Origin of the sequence: Microbacterium aurantiacum (assembly GCF_031625015.1) — a bacterium.
In the GTDB taxonomy this organism is placed as follows: Bacteria; Actinomycetota; Actinomycetes; order Actinomycetales; family Microbacteriaceae; genus Microbacterium; species Microbacterium aurantiacum.
In genome coordinates, this window is the sequence record NZ_JAHWXH010000004.1 from 63,018 (window position 1) to 84,406 (window position 21,389).

Sequence of the window (21,389 nt, forward strand, 5' to 3'; positions counted from 1 at the left end):
GGCGTGCGGGTCTCCCCCGCTGACTCGCCAGCGCTGGCCACCAGTAGAAATCCACCCGGCGCGAACGCGACGAGGAGACCACCACAGGGGACCAGCTTCCTGCCGGCCTGCTCCGTGAGCTCATATGGAGTTGAGCGGCCGCCGGAGCGACCGGAGCAAGCGTACCAGGGCGGACCTGACCGCGCCGTGCACGTCACCCGGAGCGCGTCACCGTCGCCCGGCCGCGGCCTCCGACGAGGACGTAATCGTCGTGCTTGGAGCGGACACCGTCGCCCGCCGTGCGCCCGCGCATCCGCCGCCAGACCCACGGGAGGGCGTGGGCCGTGATCCACGCCCCGGATGCCGGAGGGTCGACGGTCTCGTGCAGCGCCGCGTCCAGCTCTCCCAGCGCCTCGGCGTCGGGCACGCCGAGGACGTCCGCGGCGCGGTAGGCGAGGAAGCGGTGTCCCCGGGAGCGGAGGTGCACACGGTCGTCCGCCCACATGGCGGGGTCGCCGATCTCCGGGAGCGCCTCGAGATCCAGCAGCACCGCCCCCGTCTCGGCGGCGATCCGCCGCAGCTCCGAGGCGAACACCGCGAATCGCCGTCCGAAGATGCGCGCCGCACGCCGCCGGGGCAGGAAGGGAGTGACCAGGAGCACATCGGCGCCCGACGCGCGCAACGTCTCCACGGACGCGCGCAGCTCCCGGGCGAGGCGCACCGGATCCGCCGCGTGCCCCACGAGGTCGTTCGCACCCATGAACACCGACACGAGATCGGGACGCAGCGCCAGAGCACGAGGCACCTGGTCCACGGCGAGGTCGCGGACGCGCCGACTGCGCACCGCCAGGTTCGCGTACCGCAGTCCGGCTCCGTCGTCGCCCGCATGGGCGAGGAGCTGCGCCAGCCGATCAGCCCACCCCCGGTAGCGGCCCCGCGGTTCCCGGGAGCTGTCGCACAGCCCTTCGGTCAGAGAGTCGCCGAGGGCGACGTACCGGCGCCACGGGACCGCGGAGCGGACCGCGGGGGATGGCGCGGCAGGGCGCGTGCCCGCTCGGCGCAGGAGTGCATCGTCGATCGGGCGGAGCTCCTGCGCGTCCCGGTAGTGCCCGAGGAGTTCCCCGACACGCGCCGCCCACGATCGTGACCGCACGGACTCCCTTGCGGCGAGGGCGAAGGCGCGACGCTTCCCGGCGTCACCTGCCAGATCCACGACCCGCGCGCGCAGATCGCCGAGGTCGCCCGGCCGATACAGCCATCCGTCGACGCTCGAGCGCACGAGGTCGACGGGCCCGCCGGTGCCGGTGGCCACGACCGGAACCCCGGACGCGAGGGCCTCCTGGATCGTCTGGCCGAAGGTCTCGCTCTCTCCGGGGTGCACGAAGACGTCGAACGCCGCAAGGGTCCGCGCCAGGTCCTCCCCGGCGAGGTGCCCGGTGAACACCGCCGACGGCATCGCCCGCTCGAGCGCGGATCGCGACGGACCGTCGCCGACGATCACGACGCGCGCTCCGGGGAGGTCGCAGAGGACGCGGAGATCCTCCACCTGCTTCTCGGGTGCGAGGCGGCCGACGTATCCGATCACGAGGTCACCGCCCGCCAGGCGCGCGCGCACGCCCTCGTCGCGCCGGTGCGGCGCGAACAGGTCGGCGTCGACACCCCTCCCCCAGTGCCGGAGGCGGTCGACGCCGAGCTCCTCGAGCTGTCGGAGCGACGCGGTGGAGGGTGCGAGTGTCAGCGTCGCCCGCCGGTGCAGGCGCGCGGTGTGCTGTTCCACGAGGGAGGTCGCGTGAGGAAGTCCGTACCGGCGGGCGTAGGCGACGACATCCGTCTGGTAGATCGCGACCGTCGGCACGCGCAGGGCATCGGCGGCGGCGACACCCTGCCACCCGAGTACGAACGGCGAAGCGAGGTGGACCACGTCCGGCTCGAACGCGCGGAGGATCGCCGCCAGCCGCGCCGCCCGGGCGAACACGACGCGCACCTGCGGGTACCCGGGGAGCGGCACCGACCGCAGCAGGGCCGTCCGCGCACCGTACAGCGGAGCTCCGGACGCAGACGCTCGGAGCTCCGCCGAGACGCCGTGGCCGGCGCTCGGGTCGTCCGCATCGTCGGACCGCGGCGCGATGACGAGCGTCTGGTGCCCGGCGTCAGAGAGGTGTCGTAGGACGTGCAGGACCGACCCGGTGACGCCGTTCATGTGCGGAAGGAAGGACTCGGCCAGAAGCGCGACTCTCACAAGACCAGGGTGACCGCCCTCCGTCACGACCATCGCCCTCCCCGGCTGGTTTCGCCGACTGTTCATCCGACGCTCCCTCGCGCGTCACCCTCGCGCGTCACCCTCGCACTCCGTTCGGATGCAGTTCACCGCAGGGTGAGACCCTCGGCGTGTGCTGGACGAGATGCTCCCCATCGTGGGTGCGAGCGCGTGGGCCCTCCCGCTCATGGCGTTGCTGGTGTTCGCCGATGCGCTGCTCGTCGTCGTTCCGGGCGAGGTCGTCGTCACGGCGTTCGGTGCCGTGTCCGCCGGTACCGGCTCGCCCGGCCTCGTGTCGATCATCCTCGTCGCCGCCGCCGCCGCAACCGCAGGCGACGCCGTCTGCTTCCTCATCGGACGACGCGTCGGGACGGACCGATGGCGATGGATGCGCGCGCGCCGGGTCGGTGCCGCGCTCACGTGGGCCCGGACGCGACTGGACCGGAGCACCGCCGTCGTCCTCTTCGCCGCGCGTTTCGTGCCGTTCGCCCGGTTGGCCGTGAATCTCACGGCGGGCGCCGCGGGTGTGCCGGCGGCGAAGCACCTCGCGCTGGCCGCGACCGCCGCAACGGCGTGGGCGGCGTATCAGGCTGTCGTAGGCGCGGTGGTTGCGCGTCTGGTCCCCGGCGGACCGACCACCGCGGTGGCGGTGTCGATCGCGGTGGCCCTCACGCTGGGCATCCTGATCGACGTCGCCCTCTCCCGTGCGGGCGGGAGGTCCTCCCGCCCCTGAGACCATTTCGGTCGTATCGGTCTCTCGCGCGGTCGTCCCCGGGTGTGATCGGATGGAGGGGACTCGCGCCTCTGGGAGGCTCAGCGCGCCACGCGATCCGAGGCGGAGCGCGTCACCGCGGCCATCGCCTACACCCTGTCCGTCAGCCCCACGGTGGTCGAGGCGGTCGCCGACGACGATCCCGCACGCGCGACGGAGGTCCTGCAGCCGGTCGCCGTCGGCGTCATGGAGGGCACCCCGGCGGACTTCGTCACGGTCATGGACGTGGGCGGCATCCGGATCACCCATCGTGACCCGCGTCCTCGTGGCCGTCGGGATCGCGGCAGGGCTCGTCGCCGCGGGCCTCGGGGGAGCCGCTCTCGCCCGCCGCGCGACACGGCGCGTCACCGGCGACCTTCCGGCGCGCGCCGTGCGCGACACCCTCGCCGCCGCCGCGTCGATGCGCACCCTCGGGGAGGCGCTCCGTGCGCAGACGCACGAGCACGGCAATCGCATGCACACCGCCGTCGCGCTCCTGGAGCTCGGCAGGACGGAGGAGGCCGTCAGCCTGCTCACCGCGTCCGCCCGACAGAGTCAGATGCTGGCGGATGACGAGGCTCTGACGCTGGAGCTGCACCGCGGATACATCGACCGCATCGAAGGGTTCGAGGTCGTCGCCGAATGCTCCGGGGCGCGCGCGGCGGTCGCCGCCGTGCTCGAGGACGCACCGGGGGACGGCGTCGACCTCATCCTCCTGGACATGACGATGCCGGACGGCTCCGGTCTGGACGTGCTCCGTCACCTCCGAGCCCACGGGGCGGAGGTCGACGTCATCGCCATCACGTCGGTGCGCGACGCGGAAGTGGTGCGCCAGGCGATCAGCCTGGGGGCGACGCACTATCTCGTCAAGCCGTTCACGTTCGCGGCTCTCCACGAACGCCTCGAGCAGTACCGCCTGTTCCACCGGCGGGAGGCTGGGCATGTCGCGAGTCGCCGCGCGACGGTATCTCGAGCACCTGGTCGAGGCCGGCCGCATCGAGCGGGGTGCGCGGTACGGCGCTCCGGGCAGACCGGAGTCGGAGTACCGCTGGCGCCGCTGAGGGACTGCGCCCGTCAGGAGCCGGTCCCTCCCCCGAGCAGGTCCGCGAAGGACCGTCCCTCGCCGAGGTAGTGGGCGGGGTCGAACGGATCCGCCGCCGCAGCGGGCGCCCGACCGACGATCGCGTCGGCGAGCTCGCGCGCGCCCCGGTCGATGCGGTCGCCGAGCGGAGTCACCGTGTCGGCATCCGCCCCCCAGTCGCTCGACGCCGCGAACACGCCTGTCGACACGGGCTCGGCATGCAGGTAGGCGAACAGCGGCCGGATGGCGTAGTCGATGGCGAGCGAGTGCCGGGGCGTGCCGGCGTTCGCGCCCAGAAGTACGGGCTTCCCGGTGAGCGAAGTGGGTTCGAGGACGTCGATGAAGGATTTGAACAGTCCCGAGTAGCTCGTGGAGAAGATCGGGGTGACGGCGATGAGGGCGTCCGCGGAGACGACGTCCTCAATGGCGGCGGCGAGCGCGGGCGGGGCGAATCCGGTCAGGAGGTTGTCGGTGATCTCGTGGGCGAGGTCGCGCAGCTCGAACACCTCGACCTCCGTCTCGACCCCGCGCTCCGTCAGCGCTGCGGCGGTCGCCGCCGACAGGCGATCGGCGAGCAACCGGGTCGAGGACGGGCTGGAGAGCCCCGCCGAGATGACCGCGATCCGACGTCGGGTCATGTCAGGCTCCCTTCTTCATCGCCGCGGCGCCGGATGCCGACCCCGCCGACGCGACCGCGGCGTCCCGGTAGGGAGAGCCCGCCGTCAGGTTGTCGCCGCGGTTGCCGGCCGAGACCGCCTGACGGGGAGCCGCGTCGCCGTAGGCGCGAGCGACCAGACCCGCGTGCGTGGGCGCATCCGGCACGTCGGCGGGACGGTCCTTCGCCAGTTCGCGCCGGAGGACGGGGATCACCTCGCCGCCGAGGATGTCCAGCTGCTCGAGCACGGTCTTCAGCGGAAGCCCCGCGTGATCGATGAGGAACATCTGGCGCTGGTAGTCGCCGAACGTCTCCCGCATACCGGCATAGCGATCGATGATCTGCTGCGGCGATCCGACGGTCAGTGGGGTCATCTCGCTGAAGTCCTCGAGGCTCGGCCCGTGCCCGTAGACGGGGGCGTTGTCGAAGTAGGGGCGGAACTCGCGGACGGCGTCCTGAGAGTTCTTCGCCATGAAGACCTGTCCGCCCAGGCCCACGATCGCCTGCTCGGGGGTGCCGTGGCCGTAGTGCGCGAAGCGCTGACGGTAGAGCGAGATCAGGCGCTGGTAGTGCTCCTTCGGCCAGAAGATGTTGTTGGCGAAGAAGCCATCGCCGTAGTAGGCGGCCTGCTCGGCGATCTCAGGGGTGCGGATCGACCCGTGCCACACGAACGGGGGGACGCCGTCGAGGGGCCGGGGGGTCGAGGTGAACCCCTGGAGGGGCGTGCGGAACTGTCCCTCCCAGTCCACGACATCCTCCCGCCACAGGCGGTGGAGCAGGTTGTAGTTCTCGATCGCGAGCGCGAGACCCTGGCGGATGTCCTTTCCGAACCAGGGATAGACCGGTCCGGTGTTGCCCCGGCCGAGGATCAGGTCGGTGCGCCCGCCGGACACGTGCTGGAGCATCGCGTAGTCCTCGGCGATCTTGACCGGATCGTTCGTCGTGATCAGCGTCGTCGCCGTCGACAGCAGCAGCCGCTCGGTCTGACCGGCGATGTACGCGAGCGTCGTGGTCGGCGACGACGACCAGAACGGGGGGTTGTGGTGCTCGCCGAGCGCGAAGACGTCGAGCCCCACGGCTTCGGCGTGCCGGGCCACGGTGATGGTGTTGCGGATCTTCTCCGCTTCACTGGGCGTGCGTCCGTCGGTGGGGTCTTCGGTGATGTCGCTCACCGTGAAGATGCCGAACTGCATCGCGGGCCACGGGGTGGTGTCGTTCACGATCTCTCCGCTCTGGGTCCTCGGGATCCTCCGAGGCCAATCTATGCAAATGAATGCATCCCCTGCAACGCCGACGCTCTCAGAGTATTCCCGGAGGTCCGCCAGGAGTAACGTGGCGGCGTCATGAGCGAAACCACCGCACCCCGGAAGACGCGAACGCCCTTCTGGGACAACGCACGATTCGCGGCGATCATCCTCGTCGTCGCGGGTCACGCGATCCAGCGCCTCACCTACGACTCGGATGCTGCGTACGCGGTGTATCTGGCGATCTACGCCTTCCACATGCCCGCGTTCGCGATCATGGCCGGGTACTTCTCCAAGTCCGGAGCCCCCACGTCACGGCAGATGGCGCGCGTGCTCACCGACATCGTGATCCCCTACCTGATCTTCGAGACCATCTGGTCCCTCCTGTCATGGGTGATCGACGGCGACCCGGGAATCGACCCCACCCAGCCGTCGTGGACGCTCTGGTTCCTCCTCGCGCTCGCGATCTTCCGCGTCGCGCTGCCCTATCTCGCGCTCCTGCGGTGGCCGGTGCTGTGGACGGTGGCCATCTCCGTCGGGGCCGGCTACCTCCCCCACATCGACGCGACCTTCTCCTTGTCGCGCGCGCTGGGCCTCCTCCCGTTCTTCACCATCGGCTGGTGGCTGCATCAGCACGACATCGTCGAACGGCACCGGCTCCTCCGCCCCCGCCCATGGCCGCTCGTCGTGTTCGCCGCGGCGATCCTCCTCGGCGCCATGGCGATCGCGTGGTTCTTCTCGGACACGTGGCGCGATGTCGGCCTCGGGACATGGATGTTCTACCGCGACGACTACTCCAGCCTCGGCCTCGCCGCATGGTGGGCGGGCGGCATCCGCCTGCTGCTGATCACGGTCGCCCTCGTGCTGAGCGCCGCGTTCTTCGTCCTCATCCCCCGCGGACAGAAGCGGTGGACGACGCTCGGCCAGTACACGATGTACGTCTACCTCCTGCACACCTTCGTCCTCTATCCGTTCCGCGAGACCGGCATCCTCCGGGACGCGCGCCCGGACTGGGTCTGGCTTCCCGTCATGCTGCTGGCTTCGGTGGCCATCGCGGTATTCCTGTCGTCCGGGCCCGTCCGTCGCGTCTTCCGGCCTCTGGTCGAACCGCGCCCGGCCTGGCTCTTCGCCGATCCCACGCTCGCCGGACGCGAAGGGCGCCGCACCGATCCGACGGGCGCCCGCCGGCCCGAGCGGTAACGCGGGGCAACACGCCTCCGACCGCCGGCGTCCGGAGGCGTATCGTCGGGGGATGTCCGAGCTGTCCCTGCCGATCCTCGACCTGTCCGACCTCGACGCCGGCGCGGAGAACGCCGCACGCTTCCGCGCCGAGCTCCGCCGCGCCGCGCACGAGGTCGGCTTCTTCTACCTCACCGGAACCGGCATCCCGCCGCAGCTCGAGGCGGATCTCCTGCGGGTCTCGCGCGCCTTCTTCGCCCTGCCGGAGGCGGACAAGCTCGCGATCGAGAACATCCGCAGTCCGCACTTCCGGGGCTACACCCGCGTCGGCGGCGAGCGCACGCAGGGACGGGTCGACTGGCGCGAGCAGATCGACGTCGGACCCGAGCTCCCCGCCGTCGAGGACCCGACCGCGCCCGATCACACCCGACTCGTCGGGCCGAACCTCTGGCCACCGGCGCAACCGGAGCTGCGCATCGTGCTCGAGGAATGGCAGGCGCACCTCATCGCGATCTCTCGCCGACTCCTCGGTGCGTGGGCGCGCGCACTCGGTGCGCCCGAGACGTTCTTCGATGCCTCCTTCGCCGAGCCCGCGACCCTGCTGAAGGTCGTGCGCTACCCCGGGACCACGGCGCCGGAGCCGCAGCAGGGTGTCGGAGCGCACAAGGATGCCGGCGTCCTCACCCTGCTCTGGGTGGAGCCGGGCCGCGGCGGACTGCAGGTCGAGAAGGCGGGGACCTGGGTGGATGCACCGCCGGTCGAGGGCGCCTTCGTGGTGAACATCGGCGAGATGCTGGAGTACGCCACGCAGGGGTATCTGGTGGCGACGAACCACCGGGTCGTCTCCCCGCGGTTCCCGGAGGATCGCATCTCCGTGCCGTTCTTCTTCAATCCGTCCTTGGATGCCCGCCTGCCGCTCATCGAGCTTCAGGCCGACCTCGCCGCCGCGGCACGCGGCGTCACGCAGGACCCCGCGAACCCGATCCACGCGGTGTTCGGAGAGAACGCCCTGAAGTCGCGGCTGCGGGCGCACCCCGACGTCGCCGAGATCCACCACGCCGATCTCCTGGCCCGGCGTCGCGCGGACGACAGCGCCTGAGGAATGCCGATGCGGCCACGGGGATTCCCCGTGGCCGCATCGTCGTCATCGCGACATCCGTCGGGTCAGTGCGAGATGACCTGCTCACCGAGATGACGGTGGCGGCGCCGGATGACGGCGGTTACGCCGGCGCCAAGCATCATCATGGCGGCCAAGACGACGGCGCCGATCCCGCCCATTCCCGTCACGGCGAGGAATCCGCCGTCGGAACCGCCGCCGGTGCCTCCACCGGCCACAGCGCCCGGGGCGGTCGGCGTGGGCTCGCCCGTCGGCTCCGCGGTGGGTTCACCGGTCGGCTCCGCGGTGGGCTCCTCCGTCGGCGTGGGCTCTCCGGTGGGCGTCGGCTCACCGGTCGGCGTCGGCTCTCCCGTCGGCTCCGGCTCGGGGGTCGAGCCCCCGGGGAGCGGGTCGACCGAGCCGGCGAGGGACGCGGTGCTGAAGGAAGGGTTGCCGAAGTCCGAGAACCACCCGCGGGCGACGGCGACGTCCTCGGTGAAGGTGCGGCTCAGCAGCAGCAGCAGGCGTGCCTTCTGCGGGAGCAGGTCGCCACCGGGGATGATGTTGCCCGAGCCGCCGGACACCGAGCCGCTTCCGGTCCGGGTCGTGCTGACGAACCACATGCCCTGGTTGTTGATGGCGGCCGTGCGCTCGCGGCCTGGGGCTGCGGAGATCCCGCCGGCGCCGGTTCCGGCCGTGACGATGCCCTTCACGCCCGCGGCGGCGTAGGCGGCGATCGCCTCGCCTCCCGCGGCCTGGTAGTTGTAGAAGATCTCCACCCGCGGAAGGTCGCCCGACACCTCGTCGAGGTCGAAGGGTGTGAACCAGTCCTCCGAGGCGCAGTCGAGGACGCGCGCCGGCGCCCGGTTGACCACCACGTTCGCCCCGTCGATCCAGCCGAGGACGCCCGACATCCGGGTCACGAAGGTGTCGTTGCGGGTCGAGTTCCCCTTCGTGACGTCACGCGCCGCGTGGATCTCGTCGTTGAGCATGAGGACCGTCCCGAAGCAGAACGTGGACTGGCTCGCGGCGAGGCGGATCGACTGCAGGAGGTTCGCCGGGCCGTCCGATCCGAGCACGGTCGCATCGGCGGCGGTGTCGCCGGCTGCCCATGGGCGCATCGCACCGGTGATCACGACCGGCTTCTTGTTCTGGACCGTGAGGTCGAGCCAGTACGCGAATTCCTCCATGGTGTCGGTGCCGGTGGTCACCACGACGGCATCCGAGGTCGTCAGCGCGGCCTCGACGGCGAGGGTCAGCTCGCGATACTGGGCGATCGTGTAGCCGCCGGATCCGGCGTTGCCGAACTGGACGACGTCCACATCGGCGAAGGCGGAGACCTCCGGCTGGATGCCGGCGATGAGGTCCGCCATCGGATAGGTTCCGGCGCGGTAGCTGGTGTAGGTGTCACGGCCGTTGGCCTTGCCGGCCAGCGTGCCGCCGGTCGCGACGACCGTGACCTTCGGCTTCTCGGCGGCGACGGCGGGGGCGGCGGCCACGACGGATGCCGCGACGAGTCCCGACGCGGCGAGAGCGGAGACGGTGCCGACGGCGGCGGCGCGGCGCAGGCGTCGGGAGACGCTGCGGAGGGGTGAGTGCACGGACGGTGTCCTTCCGGGGATGCGGGGTGCCACGGCCGCTGCGCCCTTCTGCGGGTACGCCAAGGAGAGCCGTTCGGCGGGTCGCCGGAAGGGCCGGAGGAGAGGGACCGTGGGGGGCGAGGAGCCCTGACACAGACGTTACTCAGACAGATTTCCCCGGTGTTTCCGCTGCCCGATGCGTGTGTAACGGGCGGTGAGACCTCCGGGAACGACGAAGGCCGCCCCACACCTGGGGCGGCCTTCCAAGAAAGTTTTGCGCGATTGAACGCTGGTGCGTGCTCCGCGTGAGACGCGGTGCTCGACCTCCGGTCGCGTCAGCGACGCAGACCCAGGCGCTCGATCAGCGAGCGGTAGCGCTCGATGTCGATGTCCTGGAGGTAGCCGAGCAGACGACGGCGCTGACCCACGAGCAGGAACAGCCCACGACGCGAGTGGTGGTCGTGCTTGTGCTGCTTCAGGTGCTCAGTCAGGTCCTTGATGCGCTGTGACAGCATCGCGACCTGCACCTCGGGGGATCCGGTGTCACCGGGGTGCGTCGCGTACTCTTCGATGATCGCCTTCTTGACATCTGCTTCAAGTGCCATAGATTCGATCCCCTCTCTGCTTGTTGCGCGGCGCCCGACGCAGGATGCGTGAGCTCTCTTTATCCGCGGCCGATCCAACGGCAACTGCACGAGTCTACCAGGTGGCACGCACGGACGATGTCGCGGGGCGGCGCTAGAGTCGGGCGGTGACCGCCGATGCTCCCGCCCGCGACCTCGCGAAGGGTTCCCGCGTCTCGATCGCGATCCAGTTCATCCTCTGCGGGACCATCTGGGGATCGAGCTTCCTGTTCATGAAGATCGCGCTCACCGGGATGTCCCCCGGACAGGTCGCATGGTCCCGCCTGGTTCTCGGCGCCCTGACCCTCGGCGTCTTCGTCGCGCTGCGTCGCGATCGACTCCCCCGGAGCCTCGCGGTCTGGGGTCACATGACGGTCCTGGCGGTGTCGTTCTGCGTCGCGCCGTTCCTCCTCTTCTCGTGGGCGCAGCAGTACGTGACGAGCGGACTCGCCAGCATCTTCAACGCCACCACGCCGATCATGACGGCGATCATGGCATGGGCCGTGTTCCGCGTCGAGCGCCTCGGCGGCACGCAGATCCTCGGCATCCTCCTCGGCATCGCCGGTGTCGCCGTCATCATCGGGCCGGGGGCCGCCGAGGGCGAGGGTCTCGTGCCCTCCTTCGCGATCCTCGGCGCGACCGCGTGCTACGGGTTCAGCCTGGCGTACATGCGGCGCTTCGTCTCCGCCTCCGGCATGACGGCGCTGACGTTCTCGTTCCTGAACATCGGGATCGCGGCGGCGATCATGATCGTCCTCACACCCGCGGTGGCCCTCTCTCCCCTGCAACCGGACGTCCCGGTCCTCATCAGCGTCCTCCTGCTCGGCTGCCTCGGCACGGGAATCGCCTACATCTGGAGCCAGAACACCGTCCGCGCGTGGGGGCCGACGCGCGCCTCGACGGTCACCTACATCACCCCGGTCGTCGGGGTCGCCCTCGGCATCCTGATCCTCGGCGAACCGCTGCACTGGAACGAACCCGCCGGTGCCGTGATCGTCTTCCTCGGCATCCTCCTCGCACAGGACCGCCTGAGACGACGACCGAAGACGACGAAGGGGGCGACAGCCGCAGCCGCCGCCCCCTCCCCTCCGGGTGTCACGCCTGGTGAGCGCCCTGGAGGTCGAGCTCGATCGTGACGTCCTTGCCTACGAGGACGCCGCCGGTCTCCAGCGCAGCATTCCACGTCAGGCCGAACTCCTCGCGGTTGATGACCGTCTTCGCGGTCGCGCCGGCCTTGTAGTTGCCCCACGGGTCGGACCCGAAGCCACCGAAGTCGACGTCGAAGGTGACGGGCTTGGTGGTGCCGCGGATGGTCAGGTCGCCGTCGACGAGGAAGTCGCCGTTCTCGATGCGCACACCGGTGGACACGAAGTCGATGGTGGGGTGGTTCTCCACGTCGAAGAACTCGGCGGAGCGGAGGTGCTCGTCACGCCCGGCATCCTTCGTCGTGAGGGAGGCGGCGTCCACCTGGGCGGTGAGCGTGGCCTCGAGGGGGTTCTCGGGGGCGGTGAGGGTCGCGCGCTTGATGTCGAAGGCGCCGCGCACCTTGGAGATCATCATGTGACGGACGACGAAGCTGACCTCGCTGTGCGCGGGGTCGAGCTCCCAGACGCCGGGACGGTAGCCGGGGATGTCGGTGGCAGTGGTGGTCATAGAGGTCAATCCTTCAGGTCAGGCCGCTCGGTGGCGGTTCGATCTCCCCAACCGGGGCATCCCACGATTCTATTCCCATGAATGAATCGAACCTGACCGGAACGTGAACGGGCGGGACCAGGTGAATCCCGATCCCGCCCGTTCCCTGCCGGTCGGTCAGCCGACGGCGACGAGGTCGATGATGAAGATGAGGGTCTTGCCGCCGAGGAAGTGGCCGCCGCCGGTGCCGTAGGCGAGGTGAGGCGGGATGACCAGCTCGCGACGGCCGCCCACCTTCATGCCGGGGATGCCGTCCTGCCAGCCCTGGATCAGACCGCGGAGCGGGAACTGGATGGTCTCGCCGCGGTTCCAGGAGGAGTCGAACTCCTCGCCGGAGGTGTACTCGACTCCGACGTAGTGGACGGTGACGTTGTCGCCGGGCTTCGCCTCGGCGCCGTCACCCGTGATGATGTCGCGGATGACGAGGTCGGCCGGTGCGGGTCCGGTGGGGGCGTCGATCTCGGGCTTAGTGCGGTCGTCAGTCATTCCTCCATCCAAGCACGTGCCACAGGACCCTTGACAGCGAGGGCGCGCATTCGGCATCCTGAGGGAAGACCAACTCAGCGCTCGGGAGTCACGCAGGCATCGCCGCGGCACCGGGCGCTGAGTCTTTCCCGGAGCATCCTTCCCCCGACGGATCAGGGTGCGAACAGGGCCGCGCGGGCCGCCGCGGTCTTCACCAGCAGCTCCTGCTCGTCGTGGGCGGCGTGCGGGTCTCGACCGGTGATCGCGCGCTGCCGCGCCGCCGCGAGGCGGGTCGCGTCGGCGATGAACTCGCGCATGACGGCCGTCCGGTCGCCGCGCAGCGTCCGCGCCCATGCCATGCCGGCCCGGCGCCCCGGGGAGCTCGCGAGCATCTCGACCTCCTGCGGCGTGAACCAGCCCGCCGCCGCATACTCGCCGAGTCGGGTGCGCGTGAGCCGGGCCTCCTCGCGGCGCAGCATCAGCACGCCCAGGACGAACACGACGAAGAGGGGCACCTGCAGGACGACGTAGAGGGCGAAGAAATCGCCGAAGACCGCCGAGCCGTTCCACAGCGCGTGCAGGCCGATCGCGCCGGCGAGCCCGAGGAGCCAGGGCCCGAGGGCCGCGCCGAAGGACGCCCCGCGGCGCGCCGCGAGACCGAGGGCGAAGCCGATGAGGCACGTGAACATCACGTGCGCGAACGGCGAGAGGATGCCGCGGACGAAGAACGTCGCCGTGACCGTCTCCGCGCCGCCCTCGAGGAAGCTCACCGCGAAGTACTGGATGTTCTCGGTGAAGGCGAAGCCGGCACCGATCAGGGCGCCGTAGACGATGCCGTCCACGGGCCCGTCGAACGCGCGCCGGGCCGTCGCGAATAGCAGGAGGAGACCCAGCCCCTTCCCGACCTCTTCGACGATCGGCGCCTGGACCACGGACTGCAGAGCCTCGCGGAGCGGGGTGTCGGCGGGGCCGAAGAAGGTGGTGATCCCGAGATCGACGGCGAGCGCGATGCCCACGGCGGCGACCGCGCCCCACGCGACGGCGAACACGACCAGGCCGCGCGGCTCCGGCTCCCACCGGTCGACCAGCCGGACGGCGACGAGGACGAGCGCGAGCGGCACCAGGGCCAGGACCATCCCGAGGAGCGACGCCCCCGCCCCGAGGAAGGTCAGGAAGTATCCGACGAGCCCGACCGTGACGAAGGCGAGGATGCCGATCGCCCAGATCGGGGCGGAGCGCCCCTTCCGCGCGGGCACCGGGACCACGGCGTCGGTGACCACGGTCGCGGGGATCGCGGCGGCGCTCGCGTGCGGCGGCTGGGCCAGGGCGGAGGGGAACGGCGGCGGCGTCAGCGACGGTCTCCCGGGAGCGGGACCGGACGGATTCGTCATGGCTGACAGCCTACGGTCCGCGTTCGGCGGGGCGTGATCACAAAGACCACAACGCTCCCCCGCCCCACCCGCCCGCTAGGTTGGGAGGATGCGCTTCGCCCACGTCATCCCCCCGGGCTCGGAGTCAGCGCAGCTCGTCATCGCCGAGGGCGACGAGGCGATCTTCGTGTCCGAGCTGTTCGACGGCGCGCCCCGCGTGCTGGAAGACCTGATCGCCGGCGGGCAGGAGCTGCTCGACCGTGTGCGCGATGCGGCCGGGCGTGCGCCTCGGCATCCGCTGGCGGGCATGCCCTTCGCCTCCGCCGTGCTCGCACCGCCGGTCATCCTCGCGGTCGGCCTCAACTACGCCGCGCACTCGAGCGAGCTGGGTCTGAAGACCGACTCCACCCCGACCGTCTTCGTGCTGTGGCCGAACTCCCTCGCCGCCCACCAGGCCACCACCGCGTGGCCCCGCTCCCTGAGCGAAGCGGTCGACTACGAAGCCGAGCTCGGCGTGATCATCGGAACGCCCGCGAAGGACGTCTCCCCGGAAGACGCCCTCGACCATGTGTGGGGCTACACCGTCGTCAATGACATCACCGCGCGTGACATCCAGTACTCCGAAGCGCAGTGGTCGCGCTGCAAGTCCTTCGACGGGTTCACCCCGACCGGACCGTTCGTGGTCACCGCCGACGAGGTCCCCGACCCGCAGAGACTGCACATCTGGACGGTCCTCGACGGCCGGACCCTGCAGGATGCCTCCACCGATCAGATGGTCCGTCCCGTCGCCACCCTGATCTCGCATCTGTCGTCCTCGGCGACGCTCCTGCCGGGAACCCTCATCTCCACCGGGAGCCCGGGAGGCGCCGGGTACTCCCGCGATCCTCAGGTGTTCCTCCGCGATCGCTCCACGGTCACCGTGGGCATCGACGGCATCGGGGCGCTGACCACGCACTGCCGCATCCTCGATTGAGGAGCGGCGGCGCGGACAGCGCCCCGAAGAGGACGGCTCAGCCGAGGATCTGGTCGCAGTCGACCATGACCCCGTTGATCTCGTAGACGCCGCCACCGAGCTGCTGGCACTGGCGGACGACCTCTTCGGTCGCCTGCATGAGCGTCGGGAAGACGACGGCGAAGAACACGATCGCCGCGATGACCCCCAGGACCAGCAGAACCGAGCTGATGATGATCGCGGCGACGGCCCAGGGGTTCTTCGCGCCGGCCTTGCGGCTCTGGACCAGCGCGACGATGCCGAGGATCAGCGCGATGACCTGCATGAAGAACGACAGGACGAAAGCGACGATCCCGAGGGTCTTGCCCGGGACGGGGCCGGTCGCCGGACCCGACGGAGCGGCAGGCGGGGCGGCGGAGTAGGCGGGGGGCGTTGCTGCGGAGGGGGCGGGCGGCGGCGTGTGGTCCGCGGGGTTCTGGGGGTCGGTCATGGGGTTCCTCTCACTCGGATTCTGCCTGACCGTATCGGCTGCGCATCGGCGCTGCAATCTCGCGCTCCCGCGCCGCGCTCACGCCCCGGTGTCGTCACCGTCGATGTCGCCGGCGGCGATGACGGGGATGGCCGCGGTGACCGCCTCGAGACCGGACAGCCGTGCCGGGGAGAGCTGCTTCGTCACGTCCTCGCGCGACATCAGCCCCGCCTCCACCACGAGATCGGCGACGTTGTGCCCGGTGAGCAGCGCCGTCTTGGCGAGGGCGGCCGCCGCCGCGTATCCGATGTGCGGCGTGAGCGCGGTGATGACCCCGACGGACGATCCGACCATCGCACCGAGACGCTCGCGATTGACCGTGATGCCGTCGACGCAGTTCACCCGCAGCGTGTGCATCCCACGCCGCATCCACGTGATCGACTGGAAGATCGAGTGGGCGATGACGGGCTCGAACGCGTTGAGCTGAAGCTGACCGCCCTCCACCGCCATCGTGACGGTGAGGTCGGCGCCGGCGACGGCGAACGCCACCTGGTTCACGACCTCGGGGATGACCGGGTTGACCTTGCCGGGCATGATGCTCGAACCCGCTTGGCGGGCGGGCAGGTTGATCTCACCGAGACCCGCCTGCGGCCCGGAGGACAACAGCCGCAGGTCGTTGCAGATCTTGGACAGCTTGATCGCGTTGCGCTTGAGCGTCGAGGAGAACGACATGAAGGCGCCCGTGTCGCTCGTCGACTCAACGAGGTCGGTCGCCAGCTCGAGGTCGAGTCCGGAGATCTCCCGCAGATGACGCAGCACCGCCGCCCCGTAATCCGGGTGCGTCGTGATGCCGGTCCCGATCGCCGTGGCGCCCATGTTGATCTCGTACAGCAGGTACGCGTTCTCCGTGAGGCGCTTGTGGTCCTCCCCGAGCGTCGTGGCGAAGCCGTGGAACTCCTGCCCGAGGGTCATGGGCACGGCATCCTGCAACTGGGTGCGCCCGACCTTCAGCACGTCGTGGAACTCCACGGCCTTGGCCAGGAACGCCTTCCGCAGGAGGTCGAGCTCCTCCATCAGCGTCAGCAGATCCAGGCTCAGGCCGACCTTGATCGCGGTCGGGTAGACGTCGTTGGTCGACTGGCTGCGGTTGGTGTCGTCGATCGGCGACAGGAACGCGTAGTCGCCCTTCTCGCGCCCGGCGAGTTCGAGGGCGATGTTGGTGATCACCTCGTTGGCGTTCATGTTGGTCGAGGTTCCGGCCCCGCCCTGGATCACCCCGACGACGAACTGGTCGTGGAACCGTCCCTCGATCACCAGTTGGGCGGCCCGGTCGATGAGGTCCGCCTTCTCGGCATCCAGGACGCCGATCTCCTTGTTCGCGCGCGCGGAGGCCTGCTTGACCATCGCCAGACCGCAGACGAGGTCCTTGTAGACGGAGATCGGTCTCTTGGAGATCGGGAAGTTCTCCAACGCGCGGGCGGTGTGGATACCCCAGTACGCGTCGGCGGGGATCTCCAGGGATCCCAGGGAGTCGGTCTCGGTACGTGTGCGCGTCATCGCGTCCAGAGCCATGTGTGCAGTCCTCGTGGGTTGGTCACGGCGGTGTGAAGGGATGCCCCGACCCTACCCGCGTCGCCCCACCGACACCCTGTACACCACGGCGTTCTCGAGACGTCATCTGTACACCGCGTCTGGTCACCCGCGCTTCCGCGAGAACTCCTCCAGGCGCTCCTCCGGCGTCATCCGCGCCATCCGCGCGACCCATTCCGCGGAGAAGAAATCCGCGGACGGCGCGTCCACGACCGGAACCACCGAATGGGTGACGGTGTCCTCCCAGACGTGGACGAGCTGGAAGGACTGACCGGCGTCCATGCCGTTGACCTCCACGGCGGGGCGGGAGATGTCCATGGTGTAGCAGCTGGCGGCGGCCACGCTCACCGGGATCCCCGCGAACGTCCCCGTGGTGGCGTAGTGCAGATGCCCGCCGAGGATCGCCCGAACATCGCTCCCCCGCAGCACCTCGGCGAGACGGGTCTGCTCACGGAGCTCCAGGATGTCGAAGAGCGGGACGTGCGAGGGCAGGGGTGGGTGGTGGAGTGCGACGACGGTCCCGTGCGGCGCCGGAGTGGAGAGCACGCCCGCCAGCCACTCCAGTTGAGCCGTGTCGAGCTCGCCGTGATGCCACCCGGGGACACTGGTGTCGAGCGCCACGAGGCGCAGGCCGTTCAGGTCCCACACCCCCGTCACCGGCTCCTCGGTCGGTGCGGCGTCGAACAGCCCCTGCCGCATCGCCGCGCGCTCGTCGTGGTTGCCCGCCACCCACACCACCGGAGCGCCCAGACGTTCCGCGACCGGCTCGACCGCCGCGCGGAGGGTCCGGTAGGCCTCGGGCTCGCCCAGGTCTGTGAGGTCTCCCGTGAAGACGAGCGCGTCGGGTGTCAGCCCGGTCCGCTCGAGCGCCTCGAGCATCCGATCCAGATTCGCCGCCGTGTCGAAGCGACCCCCGAGGGGCGGGTTGCCCGCCAGGAGATGGGTATCGCTGAGATGCACGAGGGTGTGCCGGGGCGCGGCGTACTGACCGAACTGCGGGAGGGCGGCGTCCATGCCCTCAGCCTGACACGACCCTCCCGCATCGACGAAGCACGGGTCCTGACCGCCACCCCCGGGCGGAGCGCCGCTAGCGTGGACGGGTGAGTTCACACGACACCCTCCCGGCATCCGCCCCCGCGCCCGAGCCCCGCCCCACGATCCGCCGTCATCACGGCGACGACGTCGAGGATCGCTACGAATGGCTGCGCGCGAAGGACGACGCCGATGTCATCGCGCACCTGGAGGCCGAGAACGCCTATACCGACGCGCGGACGGCGCACCTCGCGGGCCTCCGGGAGCGGATCTTCAGCGAGATCAAGGAGCGGACGCTCGAGACCGACCTCTCGGTGCCCGTCCGCCGAGGGCAGTGGTGGTACTACTCCCGCACCGTGGAGGGAAGCCAGTACGGCATCCACTGCCGGGCACCGCTCGCCTCGCCCGAGGACTGGACCCCACCACGGCTGGATGCCGACACCGAGGTGCCGGGCGAGCAGATCCTGCTCGACGGCAACGTCGAGGCCGAGGGGCATGACTTCTTCTCGCTGGGCAGCTTCGAGGTGTCGACCGACGGCACCCGCCTCCTCTACGGCGTGGATGTCGAGGGCGACGAGCGCTACACGCTGCGCGTCCGCGATCTCGTGACCGGGGAGAACCTGCCCGACGTCATCCCCGACACCTTCGCCGGAGCGACGTTCTCCCCCGACGGCGCGTTCATCGTCTACACGACCGTCGATGACGCGTGGCGTCCGGACACCGTGTGGCTGCACGAGATCGGCACGGCCGTCGACGCCGATCAGAAGCTCTTCCACGAGCCCGACGAGCGGTACTGGGTCGGCGCCGGTTTCACCCGGAGCGACCGGTACCTGATGATCGGGCTCGGATCCTCGATCACGTCGGAGGAGTGGATCCTGGATGCCGACGATCTGCGCGGCGAACCCCGCGTGGTCTGGCCGCGCCGGGAGGGCGTGGAGTACGACAGCGAGCACGCGGTCGTCGACGGCGAGGACGTCCTGTTCATCCTGCACAACGACGACGCCCTCGACTTCGAGCTCGTCCGGGTGAGCGCAGAGGACCCGGCCGGAGCCCGCACCGTCGTCGTCCCCCACCTCCCGGGCCGACGCCTGCTCGGCCTCTCGACGTTCCGCGACTGGGGCGTCCTGGGATATCGCCGCGAGGGGCTCGCGCGCCTCGGTCTGCTCGACTACGCCGACGGCACCGTGGAGGAGATCGGCTTCGACGAGCCGCTCTACACCGTCGGTGCGAGCGGAAACCCGGAATGGGCTCCCCCGGTCCTGCGGGTCGGGTTCGGCTCGTTCGTCACTCCGGGCACGGTGTACGACCTCGACATCGCCACCGGTGAGCGCCACCTGCGCAAGCGCCAGCCGGTGCTCGGCGGGTACGACCCGGCCGACTACGCGCAGGCGCGTGTGTGGGCCCCGGCATCCGACGGCACCCGCATCCCGGTCTCCCTGGTGTGGAAGACCTCGTTCGGCGAGGCGGGGCGCGCACCCCGCCCCATGCACCTCTACGGCTACGGCTCCTACGAGCACTCGATCGACCCGGGCTTCTCGGTCTCGCGGCTGTCCGAACTCGACCGCGGTGTGATCTTCGCGGTGGCGCACGTCCGCGGCGGTGGAGAGATGGGCCGCCAGTGGTACGAGGACGGCAAGCTCCTCGCGAAGCGCAACACCTTCACCGACTTCGTCGACTGCGCCCGCCACCTCGTCGATTCCGGGTACACGACGCCGGAGATCCTCGTCGCGGAGGGCGGGTCGGCCGGCGGACTGCTCATGGGCGCGGTGGCGAACCTCGCGCCGTACCTGTTCGCGGGCATCCTCGCGGGCGTCCCCTTCGTGGATGCGCTGACGACCATCCTCGATCCCTCACTGCCGCTGACGGTGATCGAGTGGGACGAGTGGGGCGACCCCCTGCACGACCCGGACGTGTACGCGTACATGAAGTCGTACACCCCGTACGAGAACGTCCGCGAAGGCGTCCGGTACCCACGGATCCTCGCGGTCACCTCGCTCAACGACACCCGCGTGCTCTACGTCGAGCCTGCGAAGTGGGTGGCGCGCCTACGCGAGGTCGGGGCCGACGCGTTGTTGAAGTGCGAGATGGTCGCCGGTCACGGCGGCGTCAGCGGCCGATACAACAGCTGGCACGAGCGCGCGTACGAGATCGCCTGGCTCCTGGACGTCGTCGGCGCCGCCTGACGGACGCTCCATGTGGCACTCGTGGCCGCCTCGCGCACGATGAGGCGGCCACGAGTGCCACATGAAGGCCCGTTGCCGGGTCACCCGAAGAGGGCGGCGGCCTCTTCGTAGCGGTAGAGGGGCACGGAGTTCAGCTCGCCGAGGGCGTCGGCGAACGGCACGCGCACGATGTCGGTGCCGCGGAGCGCCACCATCTGCCCCCACGCCTCCTGCACGATCGCGTCCGCAGTGTGCAGGCCCAGGCGGGTGGCCAGGACCCGGTCGAAGCCCGACGGCGAGCCGCCGCGCTGGATGTGGCCGAGCACGGTGGCCCGGGTCTCGATTCCGGTGATCCGTTCGATCTCGGGAGCGAGGATCTCGCTGATGCCGCCGAGACGCGGGCGGTTGAACGCGTCCAGCCCCTTGTCGCTGTAAGCCTCGTCCATGTCCTTGAGCTTGAAGCCCTCCGACACCACCACCAGCGGCGCACGGCCGCGGTCGTGCGCCCGGGTGACCTGCTGGGTGATCTCCTCGATCGACAACGGCACCTCGGGGATGCAGATGACATGGGCGCCGGCGGCGATGCCGGCGTGCAGGGCGATCCAGCCGACGTGGCGTCCCATGACCTCGGCGACCATGCAGCGCTGGTGCGAATCACCGGTCGTGCGGAGTCGGTCCATCGCGTCGGTGGCGATGTTGACCGCGGTGTCGAATCCGAACGAGTAGTCCGTGGCCCGCAGGTCGTTGTCGATCGTCTTCGGCACGCCGATGACGTTGATGCCGTCGCCGGCGAGTCGGTTCGCCGCGGCGAGGGTGCCCTCGCCGCCGATCGCGACGATGCCGTCGAGGCGGTGGCCGTACATCGTCTTGGCGATGTTCTCGGCACCCCCGCGCGGGCCCTCGTACGGGTTGGTGCGGCTGGTGCCGAGGATCGTCCCGCCGACCTTGGACAGACCCTTCACCTCGTGCCGGGTCAGCGGGAAGAAGTCGCCATCCACCACGCCGCGCCATCCGTCACGGATGCCGACGAACTCCAGGTCGTACGTGGTCGTGCCCTTGAGCACGGCGCCGCGGATCACCGCGTTGAGTCCGGGGCAGTCACCGCCGCTGGTCAGGATGCCGATCTTCATTGCTGTGGTCCTCGCTGTCGGGAAATCGGGTCGGCCACGCTGCCTCACCCGACATTAGCGTCCGCGCGAGCGCGGTGCTACA

General features: G+C 70.3%; 19 protein-coding genes and 1 pseudogene. 8 read left to right on the forward strand and 12 right to left on the reverse strand.

Annotated features, from left to right (window positions below; translation table 11 throughout):
* Positions 1-193: 193 nt before the first annotated feature.
* Positions 194-2,218, reverse strand: a complete 2,025-nt coding sequence (locus KZC50_RS14385) for a GDSL-type esterase/lipase family protein (protein ID WP_310892114.1) — start codon at positions 2,216-2,218, stop codon at positions 194-196.
* Positions 2,219-2,369: 151 nt separating this feature from the next.
* On the opposite strand from KZC50_RS14385, the gene KZC50_RS14390 reads away from it, so the two are divergent.
* The 3 genes and pseudogenes from KZC50_RS14390 (at position 2,370) to KZC50_RS15700 (ending at position 4,119) form a co-directional block, all read left to right on the forward strand.
* On the forward strand, positions 2,370-2,969 hold the full coding sequence (locus KZC50_RS14390) for a DedA family protein (protein WP_310892115.1): 600 nt from the start codon (positions 2,370-2,372) through the stop codon (positions 2,967-2,969).
* 135 nt (positions 2,970-3,104) lie between these two features.
* Positions 3,105-3,224: pseudogene (locus KZC50_RS15695) on the forward strand (hypothetical protein); the annotation flags it as partial.
* 34 nt (positions 3,225-3,258) lie between these two features.
* Positions 3,259-4,119 (forward strand): response regulator, encoded by an 861-nt coding sequence (locus KZC50_RS15700; RefSeq protein WP_375294614.1) that lies wholly within the window; start codon positions 3,259-3,261, stop codon positions 4,117-4,119.
* Here the strand turns inward: KZC50_RS15700 and KZC50_RS14400 are convergent.
* Positions 4,062-4,706: an FMN reductase gene (locus KZC50_RS14400; protein WP_310892116.1), complete on the reverse strand. Its 645-nt coding sequence runs from the start codon at positions 4,704-4,706 to the stop codon at positions 4,062-4,064. The two genes, KZC50_RS15700 and KZC50_RS14400, sit on opposite strands and share 58 nt — an antisense overlap.
* A 1-nt stretch (position 4,707) precedes the next feature.
* Positions 4,708-5,916 carry an LLM class flavin-dependent oxidoreductase gene (locus KZC50_RS14405; protein WP_375294617.1) on the reverse strand — a complete coding sequence of 403 codons (1,209 nt, stop codon included), beginning with the start codon at positions 5,914-5,916 and terminating at the stop codon, positions 4,708-4,710.
* Positions 5,917-6,066: 150 nt separating this feature from the next.
* Here KZC50_RS14405 and KZC50_RS14410 point away from each other — a divergent pair, with 150 nt between their 5' ends.
* Both KZC50_RS14410 and KZC50_RS14415 read left to right on the forward strand, forming a co-directional pair.
* Entirely contained in the window at positions 6,067-7,167 is a 1,101-nt protein-coding gene (locus tag KZC50_RS14410) for an acyltransferase family protein (protein WP_310892118.1), read from the forward strand.
* 52 nt (positions 7,168-7,219) lie between these two features.
* Positions 7,220-8,245: an isopenicillin N synthase family dioxygenase gene (locus tag KZC50_RS14415; protein WP_301132682.1), complete on the forward strand. Its 1,026-nt coding sequence runs from the start codon at positions 7,220-7,222 to the stop codon at positions 8,243-8,245.
* Positions 8,246-8,310: 65 nt separating this feature from the next.
* Here KZC50_RS14415 and KZC50_RS14420 read toward each other — a convergent pair whose 3' ends face one another.
* Complete coding sequence (locus KZC50_RS14420; RefSeq protein WP_236968372.1) at positions 8,311-9,843, reverse strand: asparaginase; 1,533 nt, start codon at positions 9,841-9,843, stop codon at positions 8,311-8,313.
* A gap of 314 nt (positions 9,844-10,157) precedes the next feature.
* Positions 10,158-10,427, reverse strand: a complete 270-nt coding sequence (gene rpsO / locus KZC50_RS14425; protein ID WP_053547576.1) for a 30S ribosomal protein S15 — start codon at positions 10,425-10,427, stop codon at positions 10,158-10,160.
* A 146-nt stretch (positions 10,428-10,573) separates the two neighbouring features.
* Between rpsO and KZC50_RS14430 the strand changes: the two genes are divergently transcribed.
* Entirely contained in the window at positions 10,574-11,581 is a 1,008-nt protein-coding gene (locus tag KZC50_RS14430) for a DMT family transporter (RefSeq protein ID WP_310892119.1), read from the forward strand.
* On the opposite strand, the gene KZC50_RS14435 is transcribed toward KZC50_RS14430, so the two are convergent.
* From KZC50_RS14435 to KZC50_RS14445, 3 genes are all read right to left on the reverse strand, one after another.
* Positions 11,541-12,098, reverse strand: coding sequence for a YceI family protein (locus KZC50_RS14435; RefSeq protein ID WP_053547578.1), 558 nt, complete (start codon positions 12,096-12,098; stop codon positions 11,541-11,543). The genes KZC50_RS14430 and KZC50_RS14435 overlap by 41 nt on opposite strands.
* Positions 12,099-12,254: 156 nt before the next feature.
* Positions 12,255-12,623 carry an FKBP-type peptidyl-prolyl cis-trans isomerase gene (locus KZC50_RS14440; RefSeq protein ID WP_053547579.1) on the reverse strand — a complete coding sequence of 123 codons (369 nt, stop codon included), beginning with the start codon at positions 12,621-12,623 and terminating at the stop codon, positions 12,255-12,257.
* 152 nt (positions 12,624-12,775) lie between these two features.
* On the reverse strand, positions 12,776-13,993 hold the full coding sequence (locus KZC50_RS14445) for a PrsW family intramembrane metalloprotease (RefSeq protein WP_301132675.1): 1,218 nt from the start codon (positions 13,991-13,993) through the stop codon (positions 12,776-12,778).
* A gap of 88 nt (positions 13,994-14,081) precedes the next feature.
* Between KZC50_RS14445 and KZC50_RS14450 the strand changes: the two genes are divergently transcribed.
* Positions 14,082-14,945: a fumarylacetoacetate hydrolase family protein gene (locus KZC50_RS14450; RefSeq protein ID WP_310892120.1), complete on the forward strand. Its 864-nt coding sequence runs from the start codon at positions 14,082-14,084 to the stop codon at positions 14,943-14,945.
* Positions 14,946-14,982: 37 nt separating this feature from the next.
* Here KZC50_RS14450 and KZC50_RS14455 read toward each other — a convergent pair whose 3' ends face one another.
* The 3 genes from KZC50_RS14455 to KZC50_RS14465 all read right to left on the reverse strand — a co-directional run bounded on the left by KZC50_RS14455 (position 14,983) and on the right by KZC50_RS14465 (position 17,997).
* Entirely contained in the window at positions 14,983-15,414 is a 432-nt protein-coding gene (locus KZC50_RS14455) for a DUF4190 domain-containing protein (protein WP_053547582.1), read from the reverse strand.
* Between the two features lie 78 nt (positions 15,415-15,492).
* A complete protein-coding gene (locus KZC50_RS14460; RefSeq protein ID WP_301132673.1) occupies positions 15,493-16,965 on the reverse strand; it encodes an aspartate ammonia-lyase in 1,473 nt (490 codons plus the stop codon).
* Positions 16,966-17,088: 123 nt separating this feature from the next.
* Positions 17,089-17,997, reverse strand: coding sequence for a phosphodiesterase (locus tag KZC50_RS14465; RefSeq protein ID WP_301132671.1), 909 nt, complete (start codon positions 17,995-17,997; stop codon positions 17,089-17,091).
* Positions 17,998-18,083: 86 nt separating this feature from the next.
* Between KZC50_RS14465 and KZC50_RS14470 the strand changes: the two genes are divergently transcribed.
* Entirely contained in the window at positions 18,084-20,198 is a 2,115-nt protein-coding gene (locus KZC50_RS14470; protein WP_310892121.1) for a S9 family peptidase, read from the forward strand.
* An 80-nt stretch (positions 20,199-20,278) separates the two neighbouring features.
* Here KZC50_RS14470 and KZC50_RS14475 read toward each other — a convergent pair whose 3' ends face one another.
* Entirely contained in the window at positions 20,279-21,307 is a 1,029-nt protein-coding gene (locus tag KZC50_RS14475; protein WP_053547586.1) for a 6-phosphofructokinase, read from the reverse strand.
* Positions 21,308-21,389: the final 82 nt, after the last annotated feature.

What these genes read in the sequence shown, in the direction of transcription:
- KZC50_RS14400 (WP_310892116.1), bottom strand. Translation starts at nt 4,706, where the DNA reads ATGACCCGACGTCGGATCGCGGTCATCTCGGCGGGGCTCTCCAGCCCG.
- KZC50_RS14405 (WP_375294617.1), bottom strand. Translation starts at nt 5,916, where the DNA reads ATGCAGTTCGGCATCTTCACGGTGAGCGACATCACCGAAGACCCCACC.
- KZC50_RS14410 (WP_310892118.1), top strand. Translation starts at nt 6,067, where the DNA reads ATGAGCGAAACCACCGCACCCCGGAAGACGCGAACGCCCTTCTGGGAC.
- KZC50_RS14415 (WP_301132682.1), top strand. Translation starts at nt 7,220, where the DNA reads ATGTCCGAGCTGTCCCTGCCGATCCTCGACCTGTCCGACCTCGACGCC.
- rpsO (WP_053547576.1), bottom strand. Translation starts at nt 10,427, where the DNA reads ATGGCACTTGAAGCAGATGTCAAGAAGGCGATCATCGAAGAGTACGCG.
- KZC50_RS14435 (WP_053547578.1), bottom strand. Translation starts at nt 12,098, where the DNA reads ATGACCACCACTGCCACCGACATCCCCGGCTACCGTCCCGGCGTCTGG.
- KZC50_RS14440 (WP_053547579.1), bottom strand. Translation starts at nt 12,623, where the DNA reads ATGACTGACGACCGCACTAAGCCCGAGATCGACGCCCCCACCGGACCC.
- KZC50_RS14445 (WP_301132675.1), bottom strand. Translation starts at nt 13,993, where the DNA reads ATGACGAATCCGTCCGGTCCCGCTCCCGGGAGACCGTCGCTGACGCCG.
- KZC50_RS14450 (WP_310892120.1), top strand. Translation starts at nt 14,082, where the DNA reads ATGCGCTTCGCCCACGTCATCCCCCCGGGCTCGGAGTCAGCGCAGCTC.
- KZC50_RS14455 (WP_053547582.1), bottom strand. Translation starts at nt 15,414, where the DNA reads ATGACCGACCCCCAGAACCCCGCGGACCACACGCCGCCGCCCGCCCCC.
- KZC50_RS14460 (WP_301132673.1), bottom strand. Translation starts at nt 16,965, where the DNA reads ATGGCTCTGGACGCGATGACGCGCACACGTACCGAGACCGACTCCCTG.
- KZC50_RS14465 (WP_301132671.1), bottom strand. Translation starts at nt 17,997, where the DNA reads ATGGACGCCGCCCTCCCGCAGTTCGGTCAGTACGCCGCGCCCCGGCAC.
- KZC50_RS14475 (WP_053547586.1), bottom strand. Translation starts at nt 21,307, where the DNA reads ATGAAGATCGGCATCCTGACCAGCGGCGGTGACTGCCCCGGACTCAAC.